The sequence below is a fragment of the Spongiactinospora sp. 9N601 genome (assembly GCF_044326295.1).
Taxonomy (GTDB): Bacteria; Actinomycetota; Actinomycetes; order Streptosporangiales; family Streptosporangiaceae; genus Spongiactinospora; species Spongiactinospora gelatinilytica.
The window spans coordinates 168,615-191,135 of record NZ_JBIRBB010000003.1; the positions used below are offsets into that span (position 1 = coordinate 168,615).

The window sequence follows — 22,521 nt, forward strand, 5'->3', positions numbered from 1 at the left end:
GGTGTTCTGGCCGGTGTCCTGACCGGAGTCACCACTAGCCACGACTGGAGACAACCGTGACCGACCGGACCCTCATCGTCGATCGCTGGGAGCCCGATCCCGAGTCCGCACCTCCGCACGCCCCGGCGTCCGGGCTCGCGCCGCTGCCCGTGCCCCCGCCCGCACCGCCGCCCCCGCCGCCCGAGCCCGTCCCGGAACCCTCCGCCGCCGGCCCGGCCGAGGCCGGTGAGCGGCGCTGGACGTCCTGCGGGCGCTGCCGTTCGCTGCTCTACGTGCCGAAGCTCGCCCGCGACCTGTACGTCTGCCCCGAATGCGGGCATCACCGGCGCATCGGGGCGCTGCGCCGGCTGCGCATGCTGCTCGATCCCGGCTCCTTCCGCCCGGCGCCCGCCGTACACGGCGGCGACCCGCTGGGGTTCTCCGATTCCCGGCCCTACCCGGCCCGCCTGGCCCAGGCCAGGCGCGCGACCTCGCTGGCCGACGCCGCCTGCCACGGCCGGGGCGCCATCGGCGGGCACGAGGTCGTCGTGCTCGCGATGGACTTCGGGTTCATGGGCGGCAGCATGGGCTCGGCGGTGGGCGAGGCCGTGGCCAGGGCCGCCGACGAGGCTCTGGACACCCGCACCCCGCTGATCCTCATCACCTGCTCAGGCGGGGCGCGCATGCAGGAGGGCGCGCTGTCGCTCATGCAGATGGCCACCACCGCGCAGGCGCTGCGCCGGCTGGAGCGGGCCGGCGTGCTGCGCGTCTGCGTGCTGGCCGACCCCACCTTCGGCGGCGTCACCGCGTCGTTCGCCACCCTGGGCGACGTCCTGGTGGCCGAGCGGGGCGGGCTGATCGGCTTCGCCGGGCCGCGCGTCATCGCGGCGGCCACCGGCCGCCCGCTGCCCGAGGGCTTCCAGACCGCCGAACACCTCCACGGCAAGGGCCTGCTGGACCGGGTGGAACACCGCGGGTCCCTGCGCCCGCTGCTGACCCGCGTGCTCCACCTCGCGGCCCCGGCGGTCGGCCCCGCTCCGCCCTCGGGACGAGGGCCGGGCGTCGCGGTCGTCACCGACCCCGGCGAACTGGACACCGGCCTCAGCGCCTGGGACGTCGTCCGGACCGCGCGCGACATCCGCAGGCCCACCACCCTCGACTACATCCGGCTGATCGCCGATGACTTCGTCGAGCTGCACGGCGACCGCGCGCACGGCGACGACCCCGCGATCGTGGGCGGCCTGTGCTCGATCGGCGGCTCACGGGTCGTGCTGGTGGGCCACCAGAAGGGCCATGACACCGCCGAGCTGGTCGCCCGCAACTTCGGGATGCCGCACCCATGGGGCTACCGCAAGGCGCTGCGGCTGATGCGGCTCGCCGACCGGCTCGGCCTGCCCGTGGTCACGCTCGTCGACACCCAGGGCGCCGCCCCCGGCGTCGAGGCCGAAGAACGCGGCCAGGCGTGGGCGATCGCCGAGACCATCGCCGGCATGTCCGACCTTCAGGTGCCGGTCGTCTCGGTGGTGACCGGCGAGGGCGGCAGCGGCGGTGCGATCGCGCTGGCCGTCGCCGACCGGCTGCTGATGATGGAGCACTCCTGCTACTCGGTGATCAGCCCGGAGAGCTGCTCCACGATCCTGTGCGGCGACCCCTCCCAGGGCCCGGCCATGGCCGAGGCGCTGCGGCTGACCGCGCCGGAGCTGCTGCGGCTCGGCGTCGCCGACGGGGTGATCCGCGAGCCGTACGGCGGGGCGCAGGCCGACCACGCGGCGGCGGCGGCCAACCTCGCCGCGGCCCTGCTCGCCGCGATCGAGGAGGAGGCCAAGGAGCCGGCCGCGGGCCGCAGGGAGCGCAGGCACGCGAGGTTTCGCCGGCTGGGAATGGTGACCGATGGCTGATGAGCCGATGGTGCTGGGCTCGGCGCGCGGTGAGGAGCTGCGCCTGCTCCGGGCGGAGGTGAGCAGCCTGGTCAAGACGATCCCCGGCGCGGTCGAGCGGGTCGCGCTGCGGGTGGGGGAGTGCTCGCTGGAGATCGCCTGGGCGCGCCCGGCCGTGGCGGAGCCCGGGCGGCCGGTCGACGACGCGCCCGCCGAGCCCGCGCCGGCGCCTCCCGCCGCCGCCGACCCGCAGGTGAAGGCCGTCCGCGCCCCGCTGGTCGGCACCTTCTACGCCGCTCCGCAGCCCGGCGAGGCCCCGTTCGTCCGTGCGGGCGACCGCCTCGCGGCCGGGCAGCCGGTGGGCATCGTCGAGGCGATGAAGCTGATGAACCAGGTGCCGTGCGAGTGGCCGGGCGAGGTGGTGGAGATCCTGGTGGCCGACGGGCAGCCGGTCGAGTACGGCCAGGAGCTGCTGCGGGTCAGAGTGGAGGGCGCGACGTGAGCGTGCCGTTCAAGAAGATCCTCATCGCCAACCGCGGCGAGATCGCGCTGCGCGTGGCCCGGACGTGCCGGGAGATGGGCGTCCCGTGCGTGGCGGTCCACTCCACGGCCGACGCCGGGGCCCCGTTCGTGGCGTTCGCCGACGAGGCGGTGTGCGTCGGCCCGCCGCCCTCGCGGCGCAGCTACCTCTACATGCCGAGCCTGATCGAGGCGGCCCGGCGGCACGGAGCCGACGCCGTCCACCCCGGGTACGGCTTCCTGTCGGAAGACGCCGACTTCGCCCGGGTGTGCGCGGAGAACGGGATCACCTTCATCGGGCCCGCCCCCGAGGTCATGGAACGGGTCGGCGACAAGGCGCGGGTGCGCGGGCTGATGGCCGAGGCCGGGCTCCCGGTGCTGCCGGGCAGCGCCGGGCCGGTGACGAGCCTGGCCGAGGCCGAGCGGATCGCCGCCACCACGACCGGCTACCCGGTGGTGGTCAAGGCCGCGGCGGGCGGCGGCGGGCGGGGCATCGCCGTGGCGGGCTCGGCGGCCGAGCTGCGCGACGCCTACCGGGAGACCGTGGCGCTGGCCCGCGCCCTGTTCGGCAACGGCGATGTCTACCTGGAGCGTTACGTGCCGGGGGCCAGGCACGTGGAGGTGCAGATCCTCTGCGACGGCCACGGCGGCGCGGTCCATCTGGGCGAACGCGACTGCTCGTTGCAGCGACGGAACCAGAAGCTGGTGGAGGAGGCCCCGGCCCCCGGGCTGTCCGACGGGCAGCGCGCCGAGCTGGGCCGGCACGCCGTGCGCGGGGCGCTCAGCGTCGGCTACACCGGGGCGGGCACGATGGAGTTCCTGCTCGCCCCGGACGGCGTGGCGACCTTCATGGAGATCAACGCGCGCATCCAGGTCGAGCACCCGGTGACCGAGATGATCACCGGCCTGGACCTGGTCCGCGAGCAGATCCGCATCGCCGCGGGCGAGCCGCTGGGCTACACCCAGCGCGACGTCCGCCTCGACGGCGCGGCCGTGGAGTGCCGGATCAACGCCGAAGACCCCGACGCCGAGTTCCGGCCGACCCCGGGGCGGCTGGACCGGCTCGACCTCCCCGGCGGCCCTGGCATCAGGGTGGACGCGGGGTTCGTGGCGGGCGGCACGGTCCCGCCCTACTACGACTCGCTGATCGCCAAGCTGGTCGCCTGGGGGCGCACCCGCGAGCAGGCCATCGCCCGGGCCGAACGGGCGCTGGCCGAGACCACCGTGGCCGGTCCGGGGGTGCGGACCACCATCCCGCTGCTGCGCCGGCTGCTGGGCCATCCCGCCTTCGCCGACGGGCGGCACACCACCCGGTTCGTCAACGACCTCCTGGCGGGCGGCCTATGAGCCCGATCCTCTGAAATCTGTCGATAAATCAGTCCATTCCCCCTGGAGTCACCCATGTCACAGATACTCACTGATCAGGACCTACGTACGCTACTCATCGCGGTCGGACTGTCACCCGACGTGCCCGACGAGTCGCTCGCGCTCACCTTCGAAGAGCTCGACCTCGACTCCCTGGCCCGCATGGAGATCGCCACCCGGATCCAGGAGAAGTTCGGCGTGGACGTCGAGGACGACCTGGTGGCCGAGACGTCCCCGCAGCAGGCCAAGCACCTGGTCAACCAGCGACTGGAGAGTGCGGCATGATCGGCCACACCGACAACGTCGTGGACATCGACGCGCCCATCGCGTTCGTCTGGCGGCACACCAACGACGTGCGCGGCTGGACCGACCTGTTCACCGAGTACGCCAAGGTCGAAGTGCTGTCGGAGGAGGCCAACGCGGTCACCTTCCGGCTGACCATGCACCCCGACGAGGAGGGCAGGCAGTGGTCGTGGGTGTCCTACCGCGAGTGGGACCTCGACACCTACACCGTGCGGGCCAGGCGGGTGGAGACCGGGCCGTTCGAGTTCATGAACATCACCTGGACCTACGAGGCGCTGGAGGCCGACCGCACCCGGATGCGGTGGATCCAGGACTTCCACATGAAGCCGGGCGCGCCGGTGGACACCGCCGGGATGACCGAGCACATCAACCGCAACAGCCGCATCCAGATGGACCTGATCGCCGAGCGGGTGCGGCTGCGCCGCCAGGCCGTCGTGGGCTTCGACGACGTGATCGCCAACCGGCGGCGCGGCGGCGACCTGCGCACGCTGGTCGCGCCGAGCACGGTGGGCTCGGCGTTCGGCTTCTGCGGCGCGGTGCGCCTCGGGCCGGGCGAGCGGATCACCGAGCACTACCACCCCTACTCGGAGGAATACCTGTTCGTCGCGCGCGGTGAGGTGCGCATCGACCTGGACGGCACGCCGACCGCGGCCGTCCGGGACCACGCCGTCCTCATCCCGCGCAACGTGCGGCACCGGGTGGTCAACACCGGCGAGGAGGAGGCGCTGGTGGTGTTCACCCTGGCCCCGCTGGCCCCCCGGCCCGAGCTGGGCCACGTGGAGACCGAGACGCTGGGCGAGCCGGCCGCGGAGCCGGCATGACCGTTCGCCGCAGCGTCGTCACCGGAGTGGGCGTGATCGCTCCGGGCGGGGGCTCCAGGGAGGAGTTCTGGGCGCGGATCGTCGGCGGCAAGCCGGCGATCCGGCGGATCAGCGTGTTCGACCCGGCGCCGTTCCGCTCGCAGATCGCCGCCGAGTGCGACTTCGACCCGACCTGCCACGGGTTCACCCCGCGGGAGGTCCGGCGGCTGGACAGGTTCGTGCTGATGGCGATGGCGTGCGCGGACGAGGCGTTCGCCGACTCGGGCCTTACCCCCGGGGCGATCGACCACGACCGGATGGGCGTGTCGCTGGGCAGCGCGGTCGGCGCCACCATCCGGCTGGAGGACGAGTACGTCGTGGCCAGCGACCACGGCCGCCACTGGGAGGTGGAGGCGCGGCACGCGCTGCCGTTCCTGTACGGCGCGCTGGTCCCGGCCGCCGGGGCGAGCGAGCTGGCCGTGCGGTTCGGCGCGCGCGGCCCGGCGGCGGTGGTGTCCACCGGCTGCACCTCTGGGATCGACTCCATCGGGCACGCCCACACCCTCATCCAGGACGGCGAGGCCGACATCATGATCGCGGGGGCGTCGGACGCCCCGATCTCCCCGATCACGGTCGCCTGCTTCGACGCCATCCGCGCCACCACGCCGAGCAACGACGACCCCGAGCGGGCCTCCCGGCCGTTCGACGCCGACCGCAAGGGGTTCGTGCTGGGCGAGGGCGCCGCGGTGCTGATCGTGGAGGAGCTGGAGCACGCCCTGGCCCGGGACGCCCGGGTCTACTGCGAGATCACCGGGTCCGCGGCCAGGGCCAACGGCTTCCACATGACCGGGCTGCGGCCCGACGGGTTCGAGCTTGGCGAGGCGATCAGTGAGGCGCTGGACCAGGCCCGCCTCGACCCCGCCGACATCGGTTACGTCAGCGCCCACGGCTCGGGCACCAAACAGAACGACAGGCACGAGACCGCCGCCTACAAGCGGGCGCTCGGCGAGGCGGCGCGGCAGGTGCCGATCAGCTCCATCAAGTCGGTGATCGGCCACTCACTCGGGGCCATCGGCTCCATCGAGATGGCGGCCTGCGCACTGGTGATCGAGCGCGGCGTGCTGCCGCCGACGGCCAACCTCACCACTCCCGACCCGCACTGCGACCTGGACTACATCCCGGTCGTGGCCAGGGAGGCGACCGTCACGCACGCCCTGTCGGCGGGCAGCGGGTTCGGCGGGTTCCAGTCAGCGATGATCTTTTCCAGGTTCCGGGGGTGACGAGTGCGGCAACGGGCGGTGATCAGCGGCATCGGGGTGGTCGCCCCGACCGGTATCGGCGCGGCCGACCACTGGTTCGCCGGGCTGGCCGGGCGCAGCGGCATCCGGGAGTTGCCCGACCGCACCGCGGCCGGCCTGCCGGTGCGGGTCGCCGGGCAGGTGCCCGGCTTCGATGAGACCGAGTTCGTGGCCAACCGCCTGCTCGTCCAGACCGACCGCTGGACGTGGATGGCGCTGGCGGCCACCGACCTGGCTCTCGCCGACGCCGGTCTGGACACGCGAAAGGAGTTCCCTTTCCACCTTTCGGTGGTGACTGCGGCGGCCTCCGGCGGCAACGCCTTCGGGCAGCGGGAGATCCAGGCCCTCTACCAGGAGGGCCCGCGCTCGGTGAGCGCCTACCAGTCGATCGGCTGGTTCTACGCGGCCAGCAGCGGCCAGATCTCGATCAAGCACCAGCTCAAGGGGGCCTGCGGGGTCCTGGTCGCCGACGCGGCGGGCGGCGTCGACGCGCTGGCCCAGGCCCGGCGGCTGATCGCCAGGGGCACCGGCGTGGTGGTGACCGGCGGCACCGAGGCGCCGCTGTCGCCCTACGCGATGGCGTGCCAGGCGGGGCAGCAGACGCTGAGCCGCGACCCCGACCCGGCCACGGCCTACCGGCCGTTCGCCCCGGACGCGGCCGGGCACGTCCCGGGTGAGGGCGGCGCGATGCTGGTGGTGGAGGAGTGGCGGCGTGCGCACCTGCGCGGCGCGACCGTCTACGCCGAGGTGTCGGGGTCGGCCGCGACCCACGACGCGACCGACGCGACCCGCTCGCCCGCGCAGTCGCACCAGTACGCCAGGGCGATGCGCGAGGCGATCGCCCGCTCCGGCTGCACGCCCGACGACGTGGACGCCGTCTTCGCCGACGGGGCCGGCGACGTCTCCGCCGACGATTTGGAGGCGCGGGCGCTGCGGGAGGTGTTCGGCGACCGGCGGGTGCCGGTGACCGTCCCGAAGACGATGACCGGGCGGCTGTGCTCGGGGGGCGCGCCACTGGACCTGGCCTGGGCCGCGCTGGCGATCTCGCACGGCGTGCTGCCGCCCACCGTCAACGTCGATGCCGGCGAGGCGGCCCGGCGGCACGGCCTGGACCTGGTCACCGAGGCCCGGGACGGCTCGCTCGGCACGGTCCTGGTGGCGGCCAGGGGGGCGGGGGGTTTCAACGCGGCGGTCGTGCTGAAGGCGCCGGCGTACGACGAGTGACCAGGGCGCGTGAAACCGCCTGCATGGCGCGGCCGGCGGTAAGCGGGGGTGCGGGCGCGGGTGCCGTCGTTCGGCCCTGCGCCTGGCTCACGCCGGATTTGCTTTGACACCGGTGTCAAGGTTCTAGCGTGAGCAGCCGAACTCGCCGTCGAGCACCGCCCCGCTCGCTCACCTGAGAGGCCGCGCCATGAATCTCCTTCTGATCAGCGGCAGCACACGGGCAGGATCCACCAACACCGCCGTGGTGCGGGCGGTGCCCGAACTCCTCGGTACCGCGGTTCGCTGCCTGACCTATCTCGACCTGACGAAGCTTCCCCACTTCAACCCGGATGACGACGTCGACCCCCTTCCCTCCGAGGTCGTCCGCCTCCGCGCGCTGATCAGCGAGGCCGACGCGCTGCTGTTCTGCACGCCGGAGTACGCGGGAGATCTGCCCGGTTCGTTGAAGAACCTGCTGGACTGGACCGTCGGCGGGGTCGAGATCGTCGGCAAGCCCGCAGGCTGGATCAACATCTCGTCGTCCACCACCGGTGCGCAGGGCGCCCATCGCGCGCTGCGCGTCGTCCTGGGCTACACCGGGGCGGCGGTCGTGGACGAGGCCTGCGTCCGGATGCCGGTCGGGCGAAACGACGTGAGTTCGGAGACAGGAGAGATCGACGCGCTCCACGTCCGCGAAGAACTCGGCCGGGCCGCCCACCTGATCATCAAGGCCCTGGACGGGGCGTCCGCCACGACCCCGCGATGAAGTGGTACCGCCTCACGCCGGCACGGCGATGCGGACTCACGCTCCAGGCCCACCGGGGCGGAAACGGACCTGGTCACCGGGGCGGAGCTGCGCGATGACCGCCAGGGCGCGGGAGGTCAGCACGCCGATCACCGGATAACCGCCGGTGGGCGGATGGTCGGGCAGGAAGACGATGGGCCGCCCGTCCGGCGGCACCTGGACGGCACCGGTGACCATGCCCTCACTGGGGATCTCGCCCTCGCGGGCCCGGTGCAGTGTCGCGCCGCGCAGCCGTACGCCCACGCGGTTGCTCTCCGGCGTGATCTCGTATGGCGTGCCGTAGAAGGCGCGCAGCGCCTCCTCGGTGAACCAGTCCTCGCGCGGCCCCGGCAGCACGCCGAGCACCGGAGCCGCCGGGAACGCCGGGCCGGGCACGGCATCGACCGTGATCGGCCGGTCGCCCGCCACGCCCACCGGCAGCCGGTCGCCGGGACGCAACGGCGGCGGGCCGAGCCCGGACAGCGAATCATGCGAACGGCTGCCGAGCACCGCCTCGACCTCGACGCCGCCCCGCACCGCCAGATAGGTGCGCAGCCCCGCCACAGGAGCCCCGATCACCAGCTCCGCGCCCGCCGGAGCCCACACCGGGGCGTACATCTCCGCCGCCCGCCCGGCGAGGCGCAGCGGGCAGGGCGCGCCGGTGACGGCGACCCAGGCCGGATCGGCGAAGCGCAGCCGGGCCCCGCCGAAGGTCAGCTCGATGCCCGCGTGCCCCTCGGGGTTGCCGACCAGGCGGTTGGCCAGTGTCAGCGCGCGCTCGTCGGCCGCCCCCGAGCGGGGCACGCCCAGATGCGCGTAGCCGGGCCTGCCCAGGTCCTGGATGGTGGCGTAGGGCCCGGGCGCGAGGACGTCGATCACGGGCCCGCCACCTGGAACCGCACCCGCGTGCCGGGGCGCAGGATCGACGGCGGATCGGCGCGCACGTCCCAGGTGCGCAGGGTGGTGTGCCCGATCAGCCGCCAGCCGCCCGGCGAGGCCGACGGGTAGACGGCCGAGTAGGGCCCGGCGATGGCGACCGCCCCGGCGGGCACCGAGGTGCGCGGGGTGGCCAGGCGGGGTACGTGCAGCAAGGGGTCCAGGCCGGTCAGGTAGGCGAACCCGGGGGCGAAGCCGAGCCAGCCGGCGACCAGCTCGGTGCCGGTGTGCCGGGCGATGACCTCCCGGACGGAAAGCCCGGTCAGCTCGGCGACGCCGGGGAGGTCGGCTCCGTCGTAGACGACGGGGATGACGACGGTGTCGGTGCCGGACGGGCGCGCGGGGGGCGCCTCGCCCGCCGTACGGGCGAGGTCGCAAAGGCGGGCGCGCAGCCGCGCGAGATCGACGCCGGGGGCGACGACCAGCACGGTCGCCGGGCCGGGCACGATCTCCACGACGCCGGGCGGGCGTTCGGCGCGCAGCAGTGCGTCCAGGCGGTGGGAGATCGCCAGCTCGCCGGTCTCGACGAGCAGGCCGTGCTCGCCCGCCCGCCGGATCGCGGGCGCCTGGCCGCCGGTCACGCGAAGGGCCGCACGGACAGACCGGCCGCGGTGAGGGCGTCGCGGACGGCGCGGGCCATGGCGACCGCCCCCGGGGTGTCGCCGTGTACGCACAGCGACCGGGCCGCGACCTGCACCTCGGTGCCGTCGGTGGCGGTGACCGTGCCCCCGGCGGCCATCCGGGCGGCGCGGGCCGCCACCTCGCCGACGTCGTGCAGCACCGCGCCGGGCTCGCGCCGCGGGACGAGACGTCCGTCGGCGGTGTAGGCGCGGTCGGCGAACGCCTCGGTCACGGTCGGCACGCCCCGCTCGGCGGCCACCTCGCGCAGCACGGAGACCGGCAGGGTGAGCAGCGGCAGCACGGGGGAGAAGGCGGCGACCGCACTGACCACCGCATCGGCCTGCGCGGCGTCGCGCACCACCCGGTTGTAGAGCGCCCCGTGCGGCTTGACGTAGGCCACCCGGCCGCCCATCGCCCGCGCGATTCCGTCGAGCGCGGCGATCTGGTACAGCACCTCGGCCGACAGCTCCTCCGGATCGACGTCCATCGCCCGCCGCCCGAACCCCGCCAGGTCGCGGTAGGAGACCTGGGCGCCGATGATCACACCGCGGTCGACGGCGGCGGCGCAGGTGCGGCGGATCGTCAGCGGATCGCCCGCATGGAACCCGCAGGCGATGTTGGCGCTGGTGACGATGTCGAGCAGCGCGTCGTCGTCGCCGAGCCGCCAGATGCCGAACCCCTCGCCGAGGTCGGCGTTGAGGTCGATCTCCATCCCGCACCTCCTGCCGTCACGCCCACCCTAGACCCGCCCGCCCCGGCTCAGACCGGAGGCGAGTCGGGGATGTCCGCGATGTCGTCGAAGGCGGCGGCCAGCTCGTCGGGGTCGTCGCCGATCCGCTCGGCGATCTCGATCAGCACGTGCAGCACGTCGTGCCGGTCGTGCCCGAGGTCGAGCAGCCGCTGCGCCGCCTCCCAGAGCTGTGGCGGGTCGCCGTTCCACAGCCGCCTGGCGATCTCCTCGTGCCAGGCCAGGTGCTCCTGGTAGTCGGGGCGGTTGCGGTCGTGCAGGTGGTCGATCTCCAGCAGGATCCGCCGGTCGGCCTCGACCGCGGGGTTGAGCCGGTCGAGCAGTATGTCGCCGTGCGCGCCCTGGAGGTAGGGGAACGCGAACACCCGCCGGGCCAGCGCCGACAGGTCGCCGTCCGGCAGCAGCCGCTCCACCAGCTCGCGGTCCAGGCCGAGCGAGGCCGGATCGCGGTAGGTCTCGGCGAAGCGGTTGGTGGCCTCCCAGATCGCGTCGAGCGTGGCGCGCAGGCCGGGCTCGGGCAACGCCGTACGGCCGGCCGCGAAGCGCGCCCACGCCGACAGGACGTACGGGACCGCCTCCTGCTCCGCCGGGCTGAGCATGATCTTGCGGGGCAGCCAGTCGAGCAGGAACGTCTCACATTTGGTGGGACTGACCCGAAGCGGACGGCCGAAGTCCTGTTCGCAGCCGTAGTCGATGATGTGGTCGGCGCAGCGCGAGGCCGCCGACGGGTCGGACAGGTGCTCGGCCGCGTCGGAGGCCAGGAACTCCGCGGCCAGCATGGCCCGCCGCTCGCGGTTGTAGGGGGCCTCGGTGTGCAGCGGCGCGGGACGCTTGCGGCCGGGCGGCAGCGCCTTGATGCGCGAGCGGGCGAAGGCGTGGTAGGTGGCGTAGCTGTCGCTGACCGGCGGCGGGCCGTGCCGGTCGAAGGCGTCTCTGGTGGCCTTCATCGCCGACTCCAGCAGCGCCCTGGCCTGCTGGGCGGGCAACTCCTCGAAACGCAGCATGGGATTGCCGTCGGCCTCGGCCCGCGCCTTGTCCAGGAGGGTGTCCACCTGGGAGGAGACCCAGGCGTCGCGGGCCATGCCGCGCATGTTGTAGTCGACCACAAGCACCAGCGCGTGGCGCTCCTCGCCTGCCGTGCCGGTCAGGCCGCGGTAGCCGAACGTGCACACCACGGTGTCCTGGTCGCCGTAGGCGTCGCGGGAGACGTAGCAGCCGGTCGGCTTGACCGCGCCGACCCGGTCGGCCCAGCCCGGCCGGGCCACCCCCGACTCGATCAGCGCCAGCGCCGCGCCCTCGGCCTTGGCCGCCTGCCTGGCGGTGCCGAGGTAGGCCATCGCGATCAGCAGCGTGAGCCCGGCGGGCGTGCCCGCCTTGGCCGCGTAGTCGACCAGCCCCTCGCCGAGCACCTGCTCCACGTCGCCGCCGGGCAGGCGCCTGCCCCACCACGCGCCGATCATGTCGGAGACCATCAGCTCCGCGTCGAGCGGACTGCGCACGGCCAGCAGCTCTCGTGCGGCCTGCAACATCTCCGCGAACACGTCGTCTGGGGGCGGGGACTCCTGGGGGGCTCGACGGTGCTTACGGATCACGCAACCTCCTGGCGCGGCCGCCCGAGCCCGATGCCGTCGTGGGCGATGGCTCGCTCGATCACGCACCCCTCCTGTGTCGGCCGGGCGAGCCCTGGGCTGCCGTACTGGGCGGGCCGTCGCGGGCGCCGCGCACCCGGCGCCGCTGATGGCCCAACCTTCTCGCGTCACCGGGCGGTGCGGTGCGGTGGGCACGGCCCGGTGATCCCCTATGTTACCGGCGAATGCGCGGCGGTGGCGCGGAGTTGACGAGGGCGAGCAGGTGTTCCCTGGCCACCCGTTCGACGATCTCGGGGGTGGCCGGGATGCCGAGGTGCCTGGCGCACGTCCGCACGTCGGCGACGCGGCGCGCCACGGATTCCACGGGCACGCCACCGAACTCCGCGGTCAGGCGCTCGATCACGGGGTCCGGCGGGACGGCGGTGCTCACGGTGCCGACAGCGGCGCCGACGGTTGGTCGTGCGGCGAGATCGCGCATTACAAGGTCGCATTCTTCGCGTCATGGGACCGGCGCTCCCATTCCATATCTTCTTTCGCCGGTGTCAACCCCTCTCCGGCCGACATGCGAAGCTGGTTTCATGCGCATACAGATCGCCCAGCGGGCCGACGCCGACGAGCTCCTCGGCAGCAACCCGTTCGCCCTGCTCACGGGGATGCTCCTCGATCAGCAAGTCGCGATGGAATGGGCGTTCACCGGGCCCTTCACGATCGCCGAGCGGCTGGGCGGGGAGCTGTCGCCCGGCGAGATCGCCGACCGGGATCCCGAGGAGTTCGCGGCGCTGCTGGCGCGCAAGCCGGCCGTCCACCGCTACCCCTCCTCGATGGCCAAGCGCGTCCAGCAGCTCGCCGCCTATCTCGTCGAGCACTACGACGGCGACGCCGCGGCGCTGTGGCGCGATGTGCCCGACGGCAAGGAGCTGCTGCGCCGGCTGAACGACCTGCCGGGGTTCGGCAAGCAGAAGGCGCAGATCTTCCTGGCCCTGCTCGGCAAGCAGCTCGGGGTCACGCCCGAGGGCTGGCGGGAGGCCGCAGGGCCGTACGGCGAGCAGGGCTCGCACCGCTCGGTCGCCGACGTGGTCGACGACGAGTCCCTGGCCAGGGTCCGCGCCGCCAAGCAGGCCGCGAAGCAGGCGGCCAAGCGGGCTGCCGAGCCGGGCTGAATCGCACTGAAGCGCACTGAAGACGGCTGAACCGTGGCTGAACTGCGGACCGACCCGCACATGGCCTGGTGGCGGGGCGGAAAAGCGGAGCGCCGGGCAGGCCGAGTAGCTTGATCCTGCTGCGCGGCGCGCGGCGGATTTGGCAGGATGCGTTGACCGCATAGCGGCCGGGGCTTCCGTACGCGCATGTGCATCGCAGATGATGTACTGCAGTATCCGGTCCCCCCGGAGCTGCGCAAGACCGATTCTCGAGTTTGGAGATGTGCCTCGTGGGAGACCCTGGCACGCTACGGAGGTGCCGACCATGAGTGCCGAGACCTCCGTGCCCCGTCCCCGGGAGTCGGATGTGGATGTCACGGATTCCGCACTGCTGAACGGCTTGATGGGCCAGACTCCCTTCGCGCTGGCCTTCTTCGACACCAAAGGGCGTTTTCTGCGGGTCAACGACGTCTTCGCCGACGTCGTCGGGGTCGCCATCGACGGCCTGGTGGGCAGGCTGCCCAGGGAGACGCTGGCCGCCGACCTGACCGCGCTGATCGAGGGCGCCTTCCGCACGGTCGTGGAGGAGGACCGCGGCATCCACGACGGTGACCAGCGGGTGCGCGTCCGCACGCCCGACGGCGAGACCAGGCACTGGTCGCTGTCGTTCTCGCCGCTGCGCGATGAGAAGGGCCTGCTGCGCACGGTCGCCCTGATCGGAGCCGACATCACCGAGAGCCGGCAGGTCGAGGAAGACCTGCGGCGCAGCGAGGAGCGCTACCGCTCGCTCGTGGAGGCCCAGTCACAGCTCGTGTGGATCACCTCGCCGTCCGGCGCGGTGGTCGAGGACGCGCCGCGCTGGCGGGCCATCACCGGCCAGGGGCTGGAGGAGTACCTCGCCCACGGCTGGCTCGACGTCGTCCACCCCGACGACCGCCAGCACACCGAGGAGGCGTGGCGGGAGGCGCTGCGCGGCCGGACCATGTTCGAATGGAACTACCGGGTCCGTACCAGGGCCAGCGGCTACCGGCACTTCGAGGTCAGGGCGGTGCCGATCATCCGGCACGGCCGCGTGGTGGAGTGGGTGGGCGCCAACACCGACGTCACGCCGCAGCGCGAGGCCGAGGAGATGCGCGGCAGGCTGACCGACCAGCTCGGCGCCGCCGCGCTGCGCACCGCGCGGCTCCAGGGCGCGACGGCCATACTGGCCGAGGCGCTGACCGTGGAGCAGGTCGTCCAGGTCATCATCGACGTCGGCCGTACGGCGGTGGCGGCCGACAAGTCGGCGGTCGCGCTGCTCGACTCCGAGCGCCCGGTGCTGAAGCTGATCAACGGCACCGGCGTGCCCGACGTGCCCGGCTTCCCCGGCGATGAGATCCCGCTCAGCCAGACCAGCGTCATGACGATGGCGGTCAACAGCCGAAGGCCGGTCTTCGCCGAGTCGCCGGAGAGCCTGGCCACCCAGCTCAGAGACGCGGGCGCCGATGACGAGACCATCTCCAGGTTCACCGGCCACGACGAGGAGCGCGCCTGGGTGGGCCTGCCGCTGCTGGCCGCCGGGCGGGCGCTCGGCGCGCTGCGCTTCTCCTTCACCCGCCCCCAGAAGATCTCCCAGGAGGACGGCGTCTTCCTGGAGGCGCTGGCCGGGCAGTGCGCGCTCGCGGTGGAGCGGGCCACGCTGTTCGAGCGCGAGCACCGCACCGCCGAGACGTTGCAGCGCAGCCTGCTGCCCGACCGGCTGCCGGTGGTCCCGGGGCTGATGCTGGCCCAGCGGTTCCGCTCGGGCAGCCGCCACGTACAGGTCGGCGGTGACTGGTACGACGCGTTCGTCCTACAGGACAGCCGGGTCGCGGCGGTGGTGGGCGACGTGATGGGCAAAGGCGTCACGGCCGCGGCCGGGATGGGCCGCATCCGCAACGCGATGCGCGCCCTGGCGCTGACCAACCCGCCTCCCGCGGCCGTGCTGACCGGCCTGGACCGGGTCTTCGAGGCGACCGAGGACGAAGAGCAGGTCACCACCCTGGCCTACATGGTCGTCGAGCCCGGCACCGGGGAGGGCACCCTGGCGCTGGCCGGTCACCCGCCACCGGTGCTCGTCTCGCCGCAGGGTGTGCCGGTGCTGTGCGACGCCGAACCCGGCACTCCGCTCGGCTGGGCGGCCAGCCGCAAGCAGTTCAGGTTCTGTGTGCCGCCGGGGCACACGGCGGTGCTCTACTCCGACGGCCTGGTGGAGAACCGCAAGCGCGGTCTCGATGCCGGACTCGCGGAGCTTTGTTCGGTTGTGCAGGAGGCCCCGCCGGAAGTAGTCGGAAGCCCGCATTTGCTGCTTGACTTCCTGGTAGATCGTATGCTGGCGGGGTACGAGCAGGATGATGACGTTACCGTCCTGGCGATTCACGTGCCCGATGCCACGAAGAGTGACTGAATGAAACAGTCATAACGGTTGCTTTCGGATATCAGTGCGCGGCTTCCGTACGCACTACTCTCCCGGTCGGCCTAGGGTGGAGGGCAACCGCCGGGAGGCGGCCGTATGGAGTGCGGGGTCGTGTCACAATGCTGGGCAGGTCCGTCGCGGTCCGTACGGCCAGCACAACAAGAAGGCATCTGCCCCTAGCGGGCAACTTGGGTCCATTGTCGCCACGCGTTCGTTCGAGAGGTGTTCGTGTCGCCTGCAAGTTCGACTCGCTCAAAGCCATCGGAGCTGAACGAGCCCGTCATTCAGCGACTGCTCGAGCGTGGGCGCTCGCAGGGTTTCCTTGAGTCCGAGGATGTCCGCAAGGCCTTCGAGGAGGCTGACATCCCCATGTCGCACGCCGCCGGGTTCCTGCGGAGCCTGAGCAAGGAAGGCGTGACCGTGGTGGTGACCGCCGCCGACTCGGCCGCCGCGCCCAAGCGATCCCGCGGTTCCGGCAAACGCCGCACGGCCGCCCCTGTCAAGAAGTCCAAGCCCGCCTCGGCCGCCGCCAAAGAGCCGCAGCCCGAGACCGTGACCGCGGTCGTCAGCGAGCCTGAGCCGGTCATCGCGAGGAAGCCCAAGCCTGAGGCGCCCGCGGACAAGGCCGCGCGCGCCGAGGCCGCCAAGCGGGCGCCCGCCAAGAAGGCCGCCCCGGCAAAGCCCGCGCCCAAGCCCGCCGCTCCGTCGGCCGCCGCGGCCAAGAAGGCGCGGCCCGAGCCCGGCGCTCCGGCCAAGGCCGCCGCGCCCGCCGACGCCAAGCCCGCCGACGTCGATGACGAAGGTGACGTCGATCTCGATCTCGACGTCGATGTCGACCTTGAGGACTTCGAGCTCGACGACGTCGAGAGCGACGAGGTGGAGGCCGGCGACGAGGTCGACACGGCCGACGACGACACCGAATCCGACGCCGAGCCGGAGTCGGTCGTGAGCGACCCGGTCGGTGAGCCCAAGGCGGTCGTCGTCACGCAGGGCGAGGACGAGGTCCTGATCCTCTCCGACGACGACGATGACGCGCCCGTGGCCCAGGTCGCCGCGGCCGGCGCCACCGCCGACCCGGTGAAGGACTACTTGAAGCAGATCGGCAAGGTCCCGCTGCTCAACGCCGAGCAGGAGGTCGAGCTGGCCAAGCGGATCGAGGCCGGCCTGTTCGCCGAAGAGCAGCTCGGCACCGACGGCGACAACCTCCCCGTCGACGTCCGCGCCGAACTCGAATGGATCGCCGAAGACGGTCGCCGCGCCAAGAACCACCTGCTGGAGGCCAACCTGCGGCTGGTGGTGTCGCTCGCCAAGCGCTATACGGGGCGGGGGATGCTGTTCCTGGACCTGATCCAGGAGGGCAACCTGGGCCTGATCCGCGCGGTGGAGAAGTTCGACTACACCAAGGGCTACAAGTTCTCCACCTACGCCACCTGGTGGATTCGCCAGGCGATCACGCGCGCGATGGCCGACCAGGCCCGCACCATCCGCATCCCGGTTCACATGGTCGAGGTCATCAACAAGCTGGCCAGGGTGCAGCGCCAGATGCTCCAGGACCTCGGCCGCGAGCCGACCCCGGAGGAGCTGGCCCGCGAGCTGGACATGACCCCCGAAAAGGTCATCGAGGTGCAGAAGTACGGCCGTGAGCCGATCTCCCTGCACACGCCGCTCGGTGAGGAGGGCGACAGTGAGTTCGGCGACCTGATCGAGGACTCCGAGGCCATCGTCCCGGCCGACGCGGTCAGCTTCACCCTGCTCCAGGAGCAGCTCCACTCGGTGCTGGACACGCTGTCCGAGCGGGAGGCCGGGGTGGTCTCGATGCGGTTCGGGCTGACCGACGGGCAGCCGAAGACGCTGGATGAGATCGGCAAGGTCTACGGCGTGACCCGCGAGCGGATCCGCCAGATCGAGAGCAAGACGATGTCCAAGCTCCGCCACCCGTCCCGCTCCCAGGTTCTTCGCGACTACCTCGACTGAGGTCGCGCAGTAGTGCGGGTCACCAGGCGCCGGCAGGCGTCTGGTGACCGGTGCTTTCGGCAGGGCCGGTCGGCCTCGGGGAGGCCGGCCGTACACGGGATGCGGGCAACCGTCGTAGACTCCCACTGATCTCATCGCCGGTTCACCGCGGGGGCACTCCGTGGTCGCCAGGGCGTTCCCGGTGCGGGTAGTCAGCCGGTGGCCCAGGCCGGACCACCGCAGAAGGGACGATCTGAGCATGGCCGACGCGCAGCGCCTCGCCACGCTCACGGCTGCCCATGCGATGTGCCGCCGGGGCGGCTCTCTTACGGCCACACGGAACGGCGCTGGTACGGAGGCGCTGTTATCCGACGCACCGGCACGACGGGCTCATGTACGAGCGCACGCCGGGCACCTGCGGGATTGCGCGTGTGAGCCACCGATCGGCCGGGTGGAGTCTCCCTGGCCAGGGTCGGCGCACAGAGCAGAGCTGCCTGACGGCACGCCGATGTCTCTCGCCGGCCCGGTGGGGGCCGGAAAGGGTGCGCCCGACGCCGATGCGTCCGGGCATGTGGCACCTAGCGCACGGCGGTCTTGCGGGGGGTGCTCACGGTGTACTGAGCGCCCTGCCCTCGCTGTGCGGGCAACAGGGCGCCGAACGGGCATATGTCGTGTTCACGGAACCCGGCACCGTGGCCCGGGCGCTGGGCGAGCGCGCCGGATTGCCGATGCCGGCCCGGTGTCGCCACCGGGTCCGTTGATCTTTATCTTTCCTCGTCGCGTGCCATCGAAGGGGTTTCGCTCAGCCGCGCGGACTCGTCCTGGATGTCGGCGCCCTTATCGCGCAATGCCGCTACGTGCTGACGCCCATGATGGGCGCAGAACAGCAGCTCCCCACCCACGGGCAGGGTCGCGCGAATGTAGGCCTGGGCGCCGCATCGGTCACAGCGATCGAGGGCCGTCAGCGGCTTGGTGGGGGCGAGAGCTCCAGTCACGTATCGCCTTTCGGGTCATCCCCGCCGGGACGGGGATCTGGCGTCAGTCACTTGGGACAACATCTAACCGGACCTGGACGTTCCCAATCACCCCTCCGCTACGCCCAGAGCGGAATGTGTCAGAAAGTGACGGGGATCACTCTCCAGGTAACGCCAATCCTCTCCTAATGGCAAGCTTGTACGCGCACGATCGGGAAGAACGGTAAGCTACGCACACATGTTCGATGCAGAGTGGGAGTCGGTGTGACCGCCGTACGTCTGGAGACGACCTACACGGCCCGTCATCTGTCCGTGCTGGAAGGGCTTGAGGCGGTCCGTAAGCGGCCGGGGATGTACATCGGGTCCACCGACACCCGTGGCCTCATGCACTGCCTCTGGGAGATCGTCGACAACTCGGTCGATGAAGCCCTCGCCGGCTTCTGCACCCGCATCGAGGTCGAGCTCCACCGCGACGGTTCGATCGAGGTCCGCGACAACGGCCGCGGCATCCCGGTCGACGTCGAGCCCAAGAGCGGCCTGGCGGGCGTCGAGCTGGTCTACACCAAGCTGCACGCGGGCGGCAAGTTCGGCGGCGGCTCCTACGGCGCTTCCGGCGGCCTGCACGGCGTCGGCGCGTCCGTGGTCAACGCGCTGTCCTCGCGGCTCGACGTCGAGGTCGACCGCGACGGGCGGATCTACGAGATCAGCTTTCGGCGCGGCGTGCCCGGCGTCTTCGACGGCGAGGGCCCCACCGCCAAGTTCAAGAAGAAGTCCGGGCTGCGCGACGACAGGCGGCTCGGCCACAAGGGCACCGGCACCCGGGTGCGCTGGTGGGCCGACAAGCAGATCTTCCTGCCCGACGCCGAGCTGTCGCTGGACGAGATCCATGTGCGGCTGCGTCAGACCGCGTTCCTGGTCCCCGGGCTCACCCTCGCCCTGCGCGATGACCGCGGCGAGGAGCCGGTCGAGGAGGAGTTCCGCTTCGACGGCGGCATCTCGGAGTTCACCGAGTTCCTGGCGCGCGACGAGGCCGTGTGCGACGTGCTGCGGCTGCAGGGCGTGGGCCACTTCCACGAGACCGTCCCGGTGCTCGACGACCAGGGCCACATGACGCCGACCCAGGTCGAGCGGGAGCTGACCGTCGATGTGGCGCTGCGCTGGGGCAAGGGCTACGACACCACCGTGCGCTCGTTCGTCAACGTGATCGCCACCCCCAAGGGCGGCACCCACCTGACCGGGTTCGAGCGCGCCCTGCACCGCACGGTGAACGAGCAGTTGCGCGAGACCCGCCTGCTGAAGAACGGCGACGACCCCGTCCTGAAGGAGGACATCCTGGAGGGGCTCACCGCCGTGGTGACCGTCCGGGTGCCCGAGCCGCAGTTCGAGGGGCAGACCAAGGAGGTGCTCGGCACCTCGGCCGCCACGCGGATCGTCTCCCACGTCGTCTCGCGGGAGCTGAAGGAGGTCTTCGCCGCCCCCAAGCGCGGCCAGAAGCAGCAACTGCGGGCCGTTCTGGAAAAGGTGGTGGCCGCCGCCAAGGCGCGCATCGCCGCCCGCGAGCACCGCGACAACCAGCGCCGCAAGAGCGCCCTGGAGAACTCGGCGCTGCCCGCCAAGCTGGTCGACTGCCGCAGCGACGACATCGACCGCACCGAGCTGTTCATCGTGGAGGGCGACTCCGCGCTCGGCACGGCCCGCGCCGCCCGCGACTCGGAGTTCCAGGCGCTGCTGCCGATCCGGGGCAAGATCCTCAACGTGCAGAAGGCGTCCGTCGCCGACATGCTGAAGAACACCGAGTGCGCGGCGATCATCCAGGTCATCGGCGCGGGGTCGGGCCGCACGTTCGACATCTCGGCGGCCCGGTACGGCAAGGTCATCCTGATGGCCGACGCCGACGTGGACGGCGCGCACATCCGCTGCCTGCTGCTGACCCTCTTCCACCGCTACATGCGGCCCATGGTGGAGGAAGGCCGGGTGTTCGCCGCGGTGCCGCCGCTGCACCGCATCGAGATCAGCAACCCTGGCCGCAACCAGGAGAAGTACATCTACTGCTACTCCGACGCGGAGCTGCACAAGGTGCTGCGCGACCTGGAGCGGCGCGGCAAGCGCTGGAAGGACCCGGTGCAACGGTACAAGGGCCTCGGCGAGATGGACGCCGACCAGCTCGCCGAGACCACCATGGAGCCCCGGCACCGCACCCTGCGCCGGGTCCGCATCGAGGACGTCCAGGCCGCGGAGGAGATCTTCAACCTGCTGATGGGCAGCGACGTGGCGCCGCGCCGGGAGTTCATCGTGGGCAACGCGGCCGAGGTCGACCGCGACCACATCGACGCCTGACCCGCCCGCCGGCCACCGCTCGGCGGGCGGTTTCGGCATGGTCAGAGTTCGACGGGCATCAGCCTGCCGGTGTGCACATCGTAGATGGCGCCGCCGACCGGCAGGTCCGGGGGCAGGAACGGGCTGGTGCGCACCCGTACGAGGTCGTGCCGCAGCGCCTCGCTCTGGTCGGGCACGGTGTGAAACTCCAGGCTGCGGGTGTCCACGCCGTGCTCGGCGGCCATCCGGTGTACGTCGTCGTCGTTGACCTTCGTCATGCCGCAGTCGGTGTGCGGCATGACCAGCACCCGGCGTACGCCGAGCAGGTAGACCGCGAGCACGAGGGTTCGCTGGACGTCGTCGGTCACCCGCGCGCCCGCATTGCGCAGGATCTTGGCGTCTCCGGCCTTCAGGCCGAGCAGCCCGAGTGGGTCGATCCGGGAGTCCATGCAGGTCACCACGGCCAGGCCGCGGGCGGCCCGCCCGGTCAGGCTGGAATGAGCGAATTTGCGGGTGAATTTACGATTACCGGCAAGCACATCATCGAACGCGGTCATGGTGACAATGATTCAGCATGTCCCGATAAGGGTGCTGCCGGGTGGCCATGGGCGGGACATGCTTGGGTGAAGATTGCGAAAGTCGCCGCCACGGAGAGTGACGCTGCCCTAACTTAGGGTCCGACTACCGTGGAGAGGGCATGAGCAAGAGCCAAACCGTGGCCGCCTACCTGCGCGGCCAGGCCCGGTGGCGGCTCGACCGGGTCGAGCTGCGCGACGACGAGCGCAACGCCCGGTGCGCGCTGGCACTGCTGGACGCGGCGGCCTACGCCGCGGCCCTGGGCGACGACGACCCGCTGATGACCGGCCTGGTCCAGGCCGGCTGCTTCGCCGACGGCGGCCACGCCTTCACCCCCGACGACGAGACCGTCACCCTGATCCGCTCCTGGGAGGGCGAGCCCTGGCGGCTCCTCCTCACCATCGCCACCGCCCCCCGCCGCTCCTCCGCCTGACCCTGCCCTGCCGCCGTGTACGGCTGGGGCGGACCGCTCCGGGAGCGGGCGGGGTGGGGGCCTGGCGGGGTGGGTGCCAGGCCCCTGGGGATCAGGTGGGCTCGTTGCCCGGCTTCCACTTGATGCCGCAGCCCAGGCTGGGGTGTTGGGGCTCGGGTACGGCGGTGCCGGAGAGGACCGCGTCGGTCGCGGCGCGGAGGGAGGCGCCGGTGACCGGTACGTCGTTCTTCGGGCGGGCGTCGTCGAACTCGCCCCGGTAGGCAAGCCGCAGGTCGCCGTCGAAGAGGAAGAAGTCGGGCGTGCACGCCGCCCGGTACGCCCGTGCCACCTCCTGCGTCTCGTCGATGAGATAGGGGAAGGTGAACCCGGCCCTGGCGGCCTGCTCGGCCAGGTGGCCGGCGTCGTCGTCAGGGTAGTTGACCACGTCGTTGCTGCCGATGGCGACGATGGTCACCCGATCGGCGTAGTCGGCGGCGAAGGCTCCGATGCCCGCCTCGATCCGCCGGACGTACGGGCAGTGGTTGGACAGGAAGACCACGAGCGTGGCCGGAGCGCCCTTGATGTCGTCGAGTGAGAGGTGTCCGCCACCGACCGCGGGCAGGTCGAAGCCGGGGGCCGGCGTGCCGAGTGGGACCATGAACGAGGTGACAGGCATGTCCTCATTGTCGCGCACC

General features: G+C 72.1%; 21 protein-coding genes. 13 read left to right on the forward strand and 8 right to left on the reverse strand.

The window, feature by feature from the left end:
* Positions 1–56 precede the first annotated feature (56 nt).
* The 8 genes from ACH34R_RS07750 to ACH34R_RS07785 all read left to right on the forward strand — a co-directional run bounded on the left by ACH34R_RS07750 (position 57) and on the right by ACH34R_RS07785 (position 8,110).
* Entirely contained in the window at positions 57–1,877 is a 1,821-nt protein-coding gene (locus ACH34R_RS07750; protein ID WP_397560597.1) for an acetyl-CoA carboxylase carboxyltransferase subunit alpha, read from the forward strand.
* Positions 1,870–2,358 (forward strand): acetyl-CoA carboxylase biotin carboxyl carrier protein, encoded by a 489-nt coding sequence (gene accB / locus ACH34R_RS07755; RefSeq protein WP_397560598.1) that lies wholly within the window; start codon positions 1,870–1,872, stop codon positions 2,356–2,358. Before ACH34R_RS07750 ends, accB begins: the two co-directional genes overlap by 8 nt.
* A complete protein-coding gene (locus ACH34R_RS07760) occupies positions 2,355–3,722 on the forward strand; it encodes an acetyl/propionyl/methylcrotonyl-CoA carboxylase subunit alpha (RefSeq protein WP_397560599.1) in 1,368 nt (455 codons plus the stop codon). Before accB ends, ACH34R_RS07760 begins: the two co-directional genes overlap by 4 nt.
* Before the next feature lie 54 nt (positions 3,723–3,776).
* Positions 3,777–4,025 (forward strand): acyl carrier protein, encoded by a 249-nt coding sequence (locus tag ACH34R_RS07765; RefSeq protein WP_397560600.1) that lies wholly within the window; start codon positions 3,777–3,779, stop codon positions 4,023–4,025.
* A complete protein-coding gene (locus ACH34R_RS07770; protein WP_397560601.1) occupies positions 4,022–4,864 on the forward strand; it encodes a cupin domain-containing protein in 843 nt (280 codons plus the stop codon). The genes ACH34R_RS07765 and ACH34R_RS07770 overlap by 4 nt, the downstream gene beginning before the upstream one ends.
* Complete coding sequence (locus ACH34R_RS07775) at positions 4,861–6,123, forward strand: beta-ketoacyl-[acyl-carrier-protein] synthase family protein (RefSeq protein WP_397560602.1); 1,263 nt, start codon at positions 4,861–4,863, stop codon at positions 6,121–6,123. Before ACH34R_RS07770 ends, ACH34R_RS07775 begins: the two co-directional genes overlap by 4 nt.
* Positions 6,124–6,126: 3 nt before the next feature.
* Positions 6,127–7,365, forward strand: coding sequence for a beta-ketoacyl synthase N-terminal-like domain-containing protein (locus ACH34R_RS07780; RefSeq protein ID WP_397560603.1), 1,239 nt, complete (start codon positions 6,127–6,129; stop codon positions 7,363–7,365).
* Positions 7,366–7,552: 187 nt separating this feature from the next.
* Entirely contained in the window at positions 7,553–8,110 is a 558-nt protein-coding gene (locus tag ACH34R_RS07785; RefSeq protein ID WP_397560604.1) for an NADPH-dependent FMN reductase, read from the forward strand.
* Positions 8,111–8,146: 36 nt separating this feature from the next.
* Here the strand turns inward: ACH34R_RS07785 and ACH34R_RS07790 are convergent, their stop codons facing one another.
* From ACH34R_RS07790 to ACH34R_RS07810, 5 genes are all read right to left on the reverse strand, one after another.
* The gene (locus ACH34R_RS07790) at positions 8,147–9,007 is read right to left on the reverse strand and encodes a biotin-dependent carboxyltransferase family protein (RefSeq protein WP_397560605.1); all 861 of its coding nucleotides are present in this window, start codon (positions 9,005–9,007) and stop codon (positions 8,147–8,149) included.
* The gene (locus ACH34R_RS07795) at positions 9,004–9,645 is read right to left on the reverse strand and encodes an allophanate hydrolase subunit 1 (protein WP_397560606.1); all 642 of its coding nucleotides are present in this window, start codon (positions 9,643–9,645) and stop codon (positions 9,004–9,006) included. Before ACH34R_RS07795 ends, ACH34R_RS07790 begins: the two co-directional genes overlap by 4 nt.
* Entirely contained in the window at positions 9,642–10,397 is a 756-nt protein-coding gene (locus ACH34R_RS07800) for a LamB/YcsF family protein (protein WP_397560607.1), read from the reverse strand. The genes ACH34R_RS07795 and ACH34R_RS07800 overlap by 4 nt, the downstream gene beginning before the upstream one ends.
* Before the next feature lie 47 nt (positions 10,398–10,444).
* Positions 10,445–11,962, reverse strand: coding sequence for a hypothetical protein (locus ACH34R_RS07805; RefSeq protein ID WP_233508226.1), 1,518 nt, complete (start codon positions 11,960–11,962; stop codon positions 10,445–10,447).
* 274 nt (positions 11,963–12,236) lie between these two features.
* A complete protein-coding gene (locus ACH34R_RS07810; RefSeq protein WP_397560608.1) occupies positions 12,237–12,452 on the reverse strand; it encodes a hypothetical protein in 216 nt (71 codons plus the stop codon).
* Between the two features lie 148 nt (positions 12,453–12,600).
* On the opposite strand from ACH34R_RS07810, the gene ACH34R_RS07815 reads away from it, so the two are divergent.
* The 3 genes from ACH34R_RS07815 (at position 12,601) to ACH34R_RS07825 (ending at position 17,569) form a co-directional block, all read left to right on the forward strand.
* On the forward strand, positions 12,601–13,182 hold the full coding sequence (locus ACH34R_RS07815; protein ID WP_397560609.1) for an HhH-GPD-type base excision DNA repair protein: 582 nt from the start codon (positions 12,601–12,603) through the stop codon (positions 13,180–13,182).
* 304 nt (positions 13,183–13,486) lie between these two features.
* Positions 13,487–15,586 carry a SpoIIE family protein phosphatase gene (locus tag ACH34R_RS07820; protein ID WP_397560610.1) on the forward strand — a complete coding sequence of 700 codons (2,100 nt, stop codon included), beginning with the start codon at positions 13,487–13,489 and terminating at the stop codon, positions 15,584–15,586.
* 237 nt (positions 15,587–15,823) lie between these two features.
* Positions 15,824–17,569, forward strand: coding sequence for an RNA polymerase sigma factor (locus ACH34R_RS07825; protein ID WP_397560611.1), 1,746 nt, complete (start codon positions 15,824–15,826; stop codon positions 17,567–17,569).
* A gap of 743 nt (positions 17,570–18,312) precedes the next feature.
* Here the strand turns inward: ACH34R_RS07825 and ACH34R_RS07830 are convergent.
* A complete protein-coding gene (locus ACH34R_RS07830; RefSeq protein ID WP_397560612.1) occupies positions 18,313–18,543 on the reverse strand; it encodes a hypothetical protein in 231 nt (76 codons plus the stop codon).
* A gap of 243 nt (positions 18,544–18,786) precedes the next feature.
* Here ACH34R_RS07830 and ACH34R_RS07835 point away from each other — a divergent pair, with 243 nt between their 5' ends.
* On the forward strand, positions 18,787–20,859 hold the full coding sequence (locus ACH34R_RS07835) for a type IIA DNA topoisomerase subunit B (protein ID WP_397560613.1): 2,073 nt from the start codon (positions 18,787–18,789) through the stop codon (positions 20,857–20,859).
* 41 nt (positions 20,860–20,900) lie between these two features.
* Here ACH34R_RS07835 and ACH34R_RS07840 read toward each other — a convergent pair whose 3' ends face one another.
* Positions 20,901–21,395 carry a beta-class carbonic anhydrase gene (locus tag ACH34R_RS07840; RefSeq protein WP_397560614.1) on the reverse strand — a complete coding sequence of 165 codons (495 nt, stop codon included), beginning with the start codon at positions 21,393–21,395 and terminating at the stop codon, positions 20,901–20,903.
* Positions 21,396–21,535: 140 nt separating this feature from the next.
* On the opposite strand from ACH34R_RS07840, the gene ACH34R_RS07845 reads away from it, so the two are divergent.
* Positions 21,536–21,847 carry a hypothetical protein gene (locus ACH34R_RS07845; protein ID WP_397560615.1) on the forward strand — a complete coding sequence of 104 codons (312 nt, stop codon included), beginning with the start codon at positions 21,536–21,538 and terminating at the stop codon, positions 21,845–21,847.
* A 91-nt stretch (positions 21,848–21,938) separates the two neighbouring features.
* On the opposite strand, the gene ACH34R_RS07850 is transcribed toward ACH34R_RS07845, so the two are convergent.
* Positions 21,939–22,502: a thioredoxin family protein gene (locus ACH34R_RS07850; protein ID WP_397560616.1), complete on the reverse strand. Its 564-nt coding sequence runs from the start codon at positions 22,500–22,502 to the stop codon at positions 21,939–21,941.
* Positions 22,503–22,521: the final 19 nt, after the last annotated feature.

Excerpts from the sequence above, each read along its gene's own strand:
- ACH34R_RS07815 (WP_397560609.1), top strand. The coding sequence starts at position 12,601 with ATGCGCATACAGATCGCCCAGCGGGCCGACGCCGACGAGCTCCTCGGC.
- ACH34R_RS07770 (WP_397560601.1), top strand. The coding sequence starts at position 4,022 with ATGATCGGCCACACCGACAACGTCGTGGACATCGACGCGCCCATCGCG.
- ACH34R_RS07845 (WP_397560615.1), top strand. The coding sequence starts at position 21,536 with ATGAGCAAGAGCCAAACCGTGGCCGCCTACCTGCGCGGCCAGGCCCGG.
- ACH34R_RS07800 (WP_397560607.1), bottom strand. The coding sequence starts at position 10,397 with ATGGAGATCGACCTCAACGCCGACCTCGGCGAGGGGTTCGGCATCTGG.
- ACH34R_RS07785 (WP_397560604.1), top strand. The coding sequence starts at position 7,553 with ATGAATCTCCTTCTGATCAGCGGCAGCACACGGGCAGGATCCACCAAC.
- ACH34R_RS07765 (WP_397560600.1), top strand. The coding sequence starts at position 3,777 with ATGTCACAGATACTCACTGATCAGGACCTACGTACGCTACTCATCGCG.
- ACH34R_RS07840 (WP_397560614.1), bottom strand. The coding sequence starts at position 21,395 with ATGACCGCGTTCGATGATGTGCTTGCCGGTAATCGTAAATTCACCCGC.
- ACH34R_RS07820 (WP_397560610.1), top strand. The coding sequence starts at position 13,487 with ATGAGTGCCGAGACCTCCGTGCCCCGTCCCCGGGAGTCGGATGTGGAT.
- ACH34R_RS07775 (WP_397560602.1), top strand. The coding sequence starts at position 4,861 with ATGACCGTTCGCCGCAGCGTCGTCACCGGAGTGGGCGTGATCGCTCCG.
- accB (WP_397560598.1), top strand. The coding sequence starts at position 1,870 with ATGGCTGATGAGCCGATGGTGCTGGGCTCGGCGCGCGGTGAGGAGCTG.
- ACH34R_RS07805 (WP_233508226.1), bottom strand. The coding sequence starts at position 11,962 with ATGTTGCAGGCCGCACGAGAGCTGCTGGCCGTGCGCAGTCCGCTCGAC.
- ACH34R_RS07850 (WP_397560616.1), bottom strand. The coding sequence starts at position 22,502 with ATGCCTGTCACCTCGTTCATGGTCCCACTCGGCACGCCGGCCCCCGGC.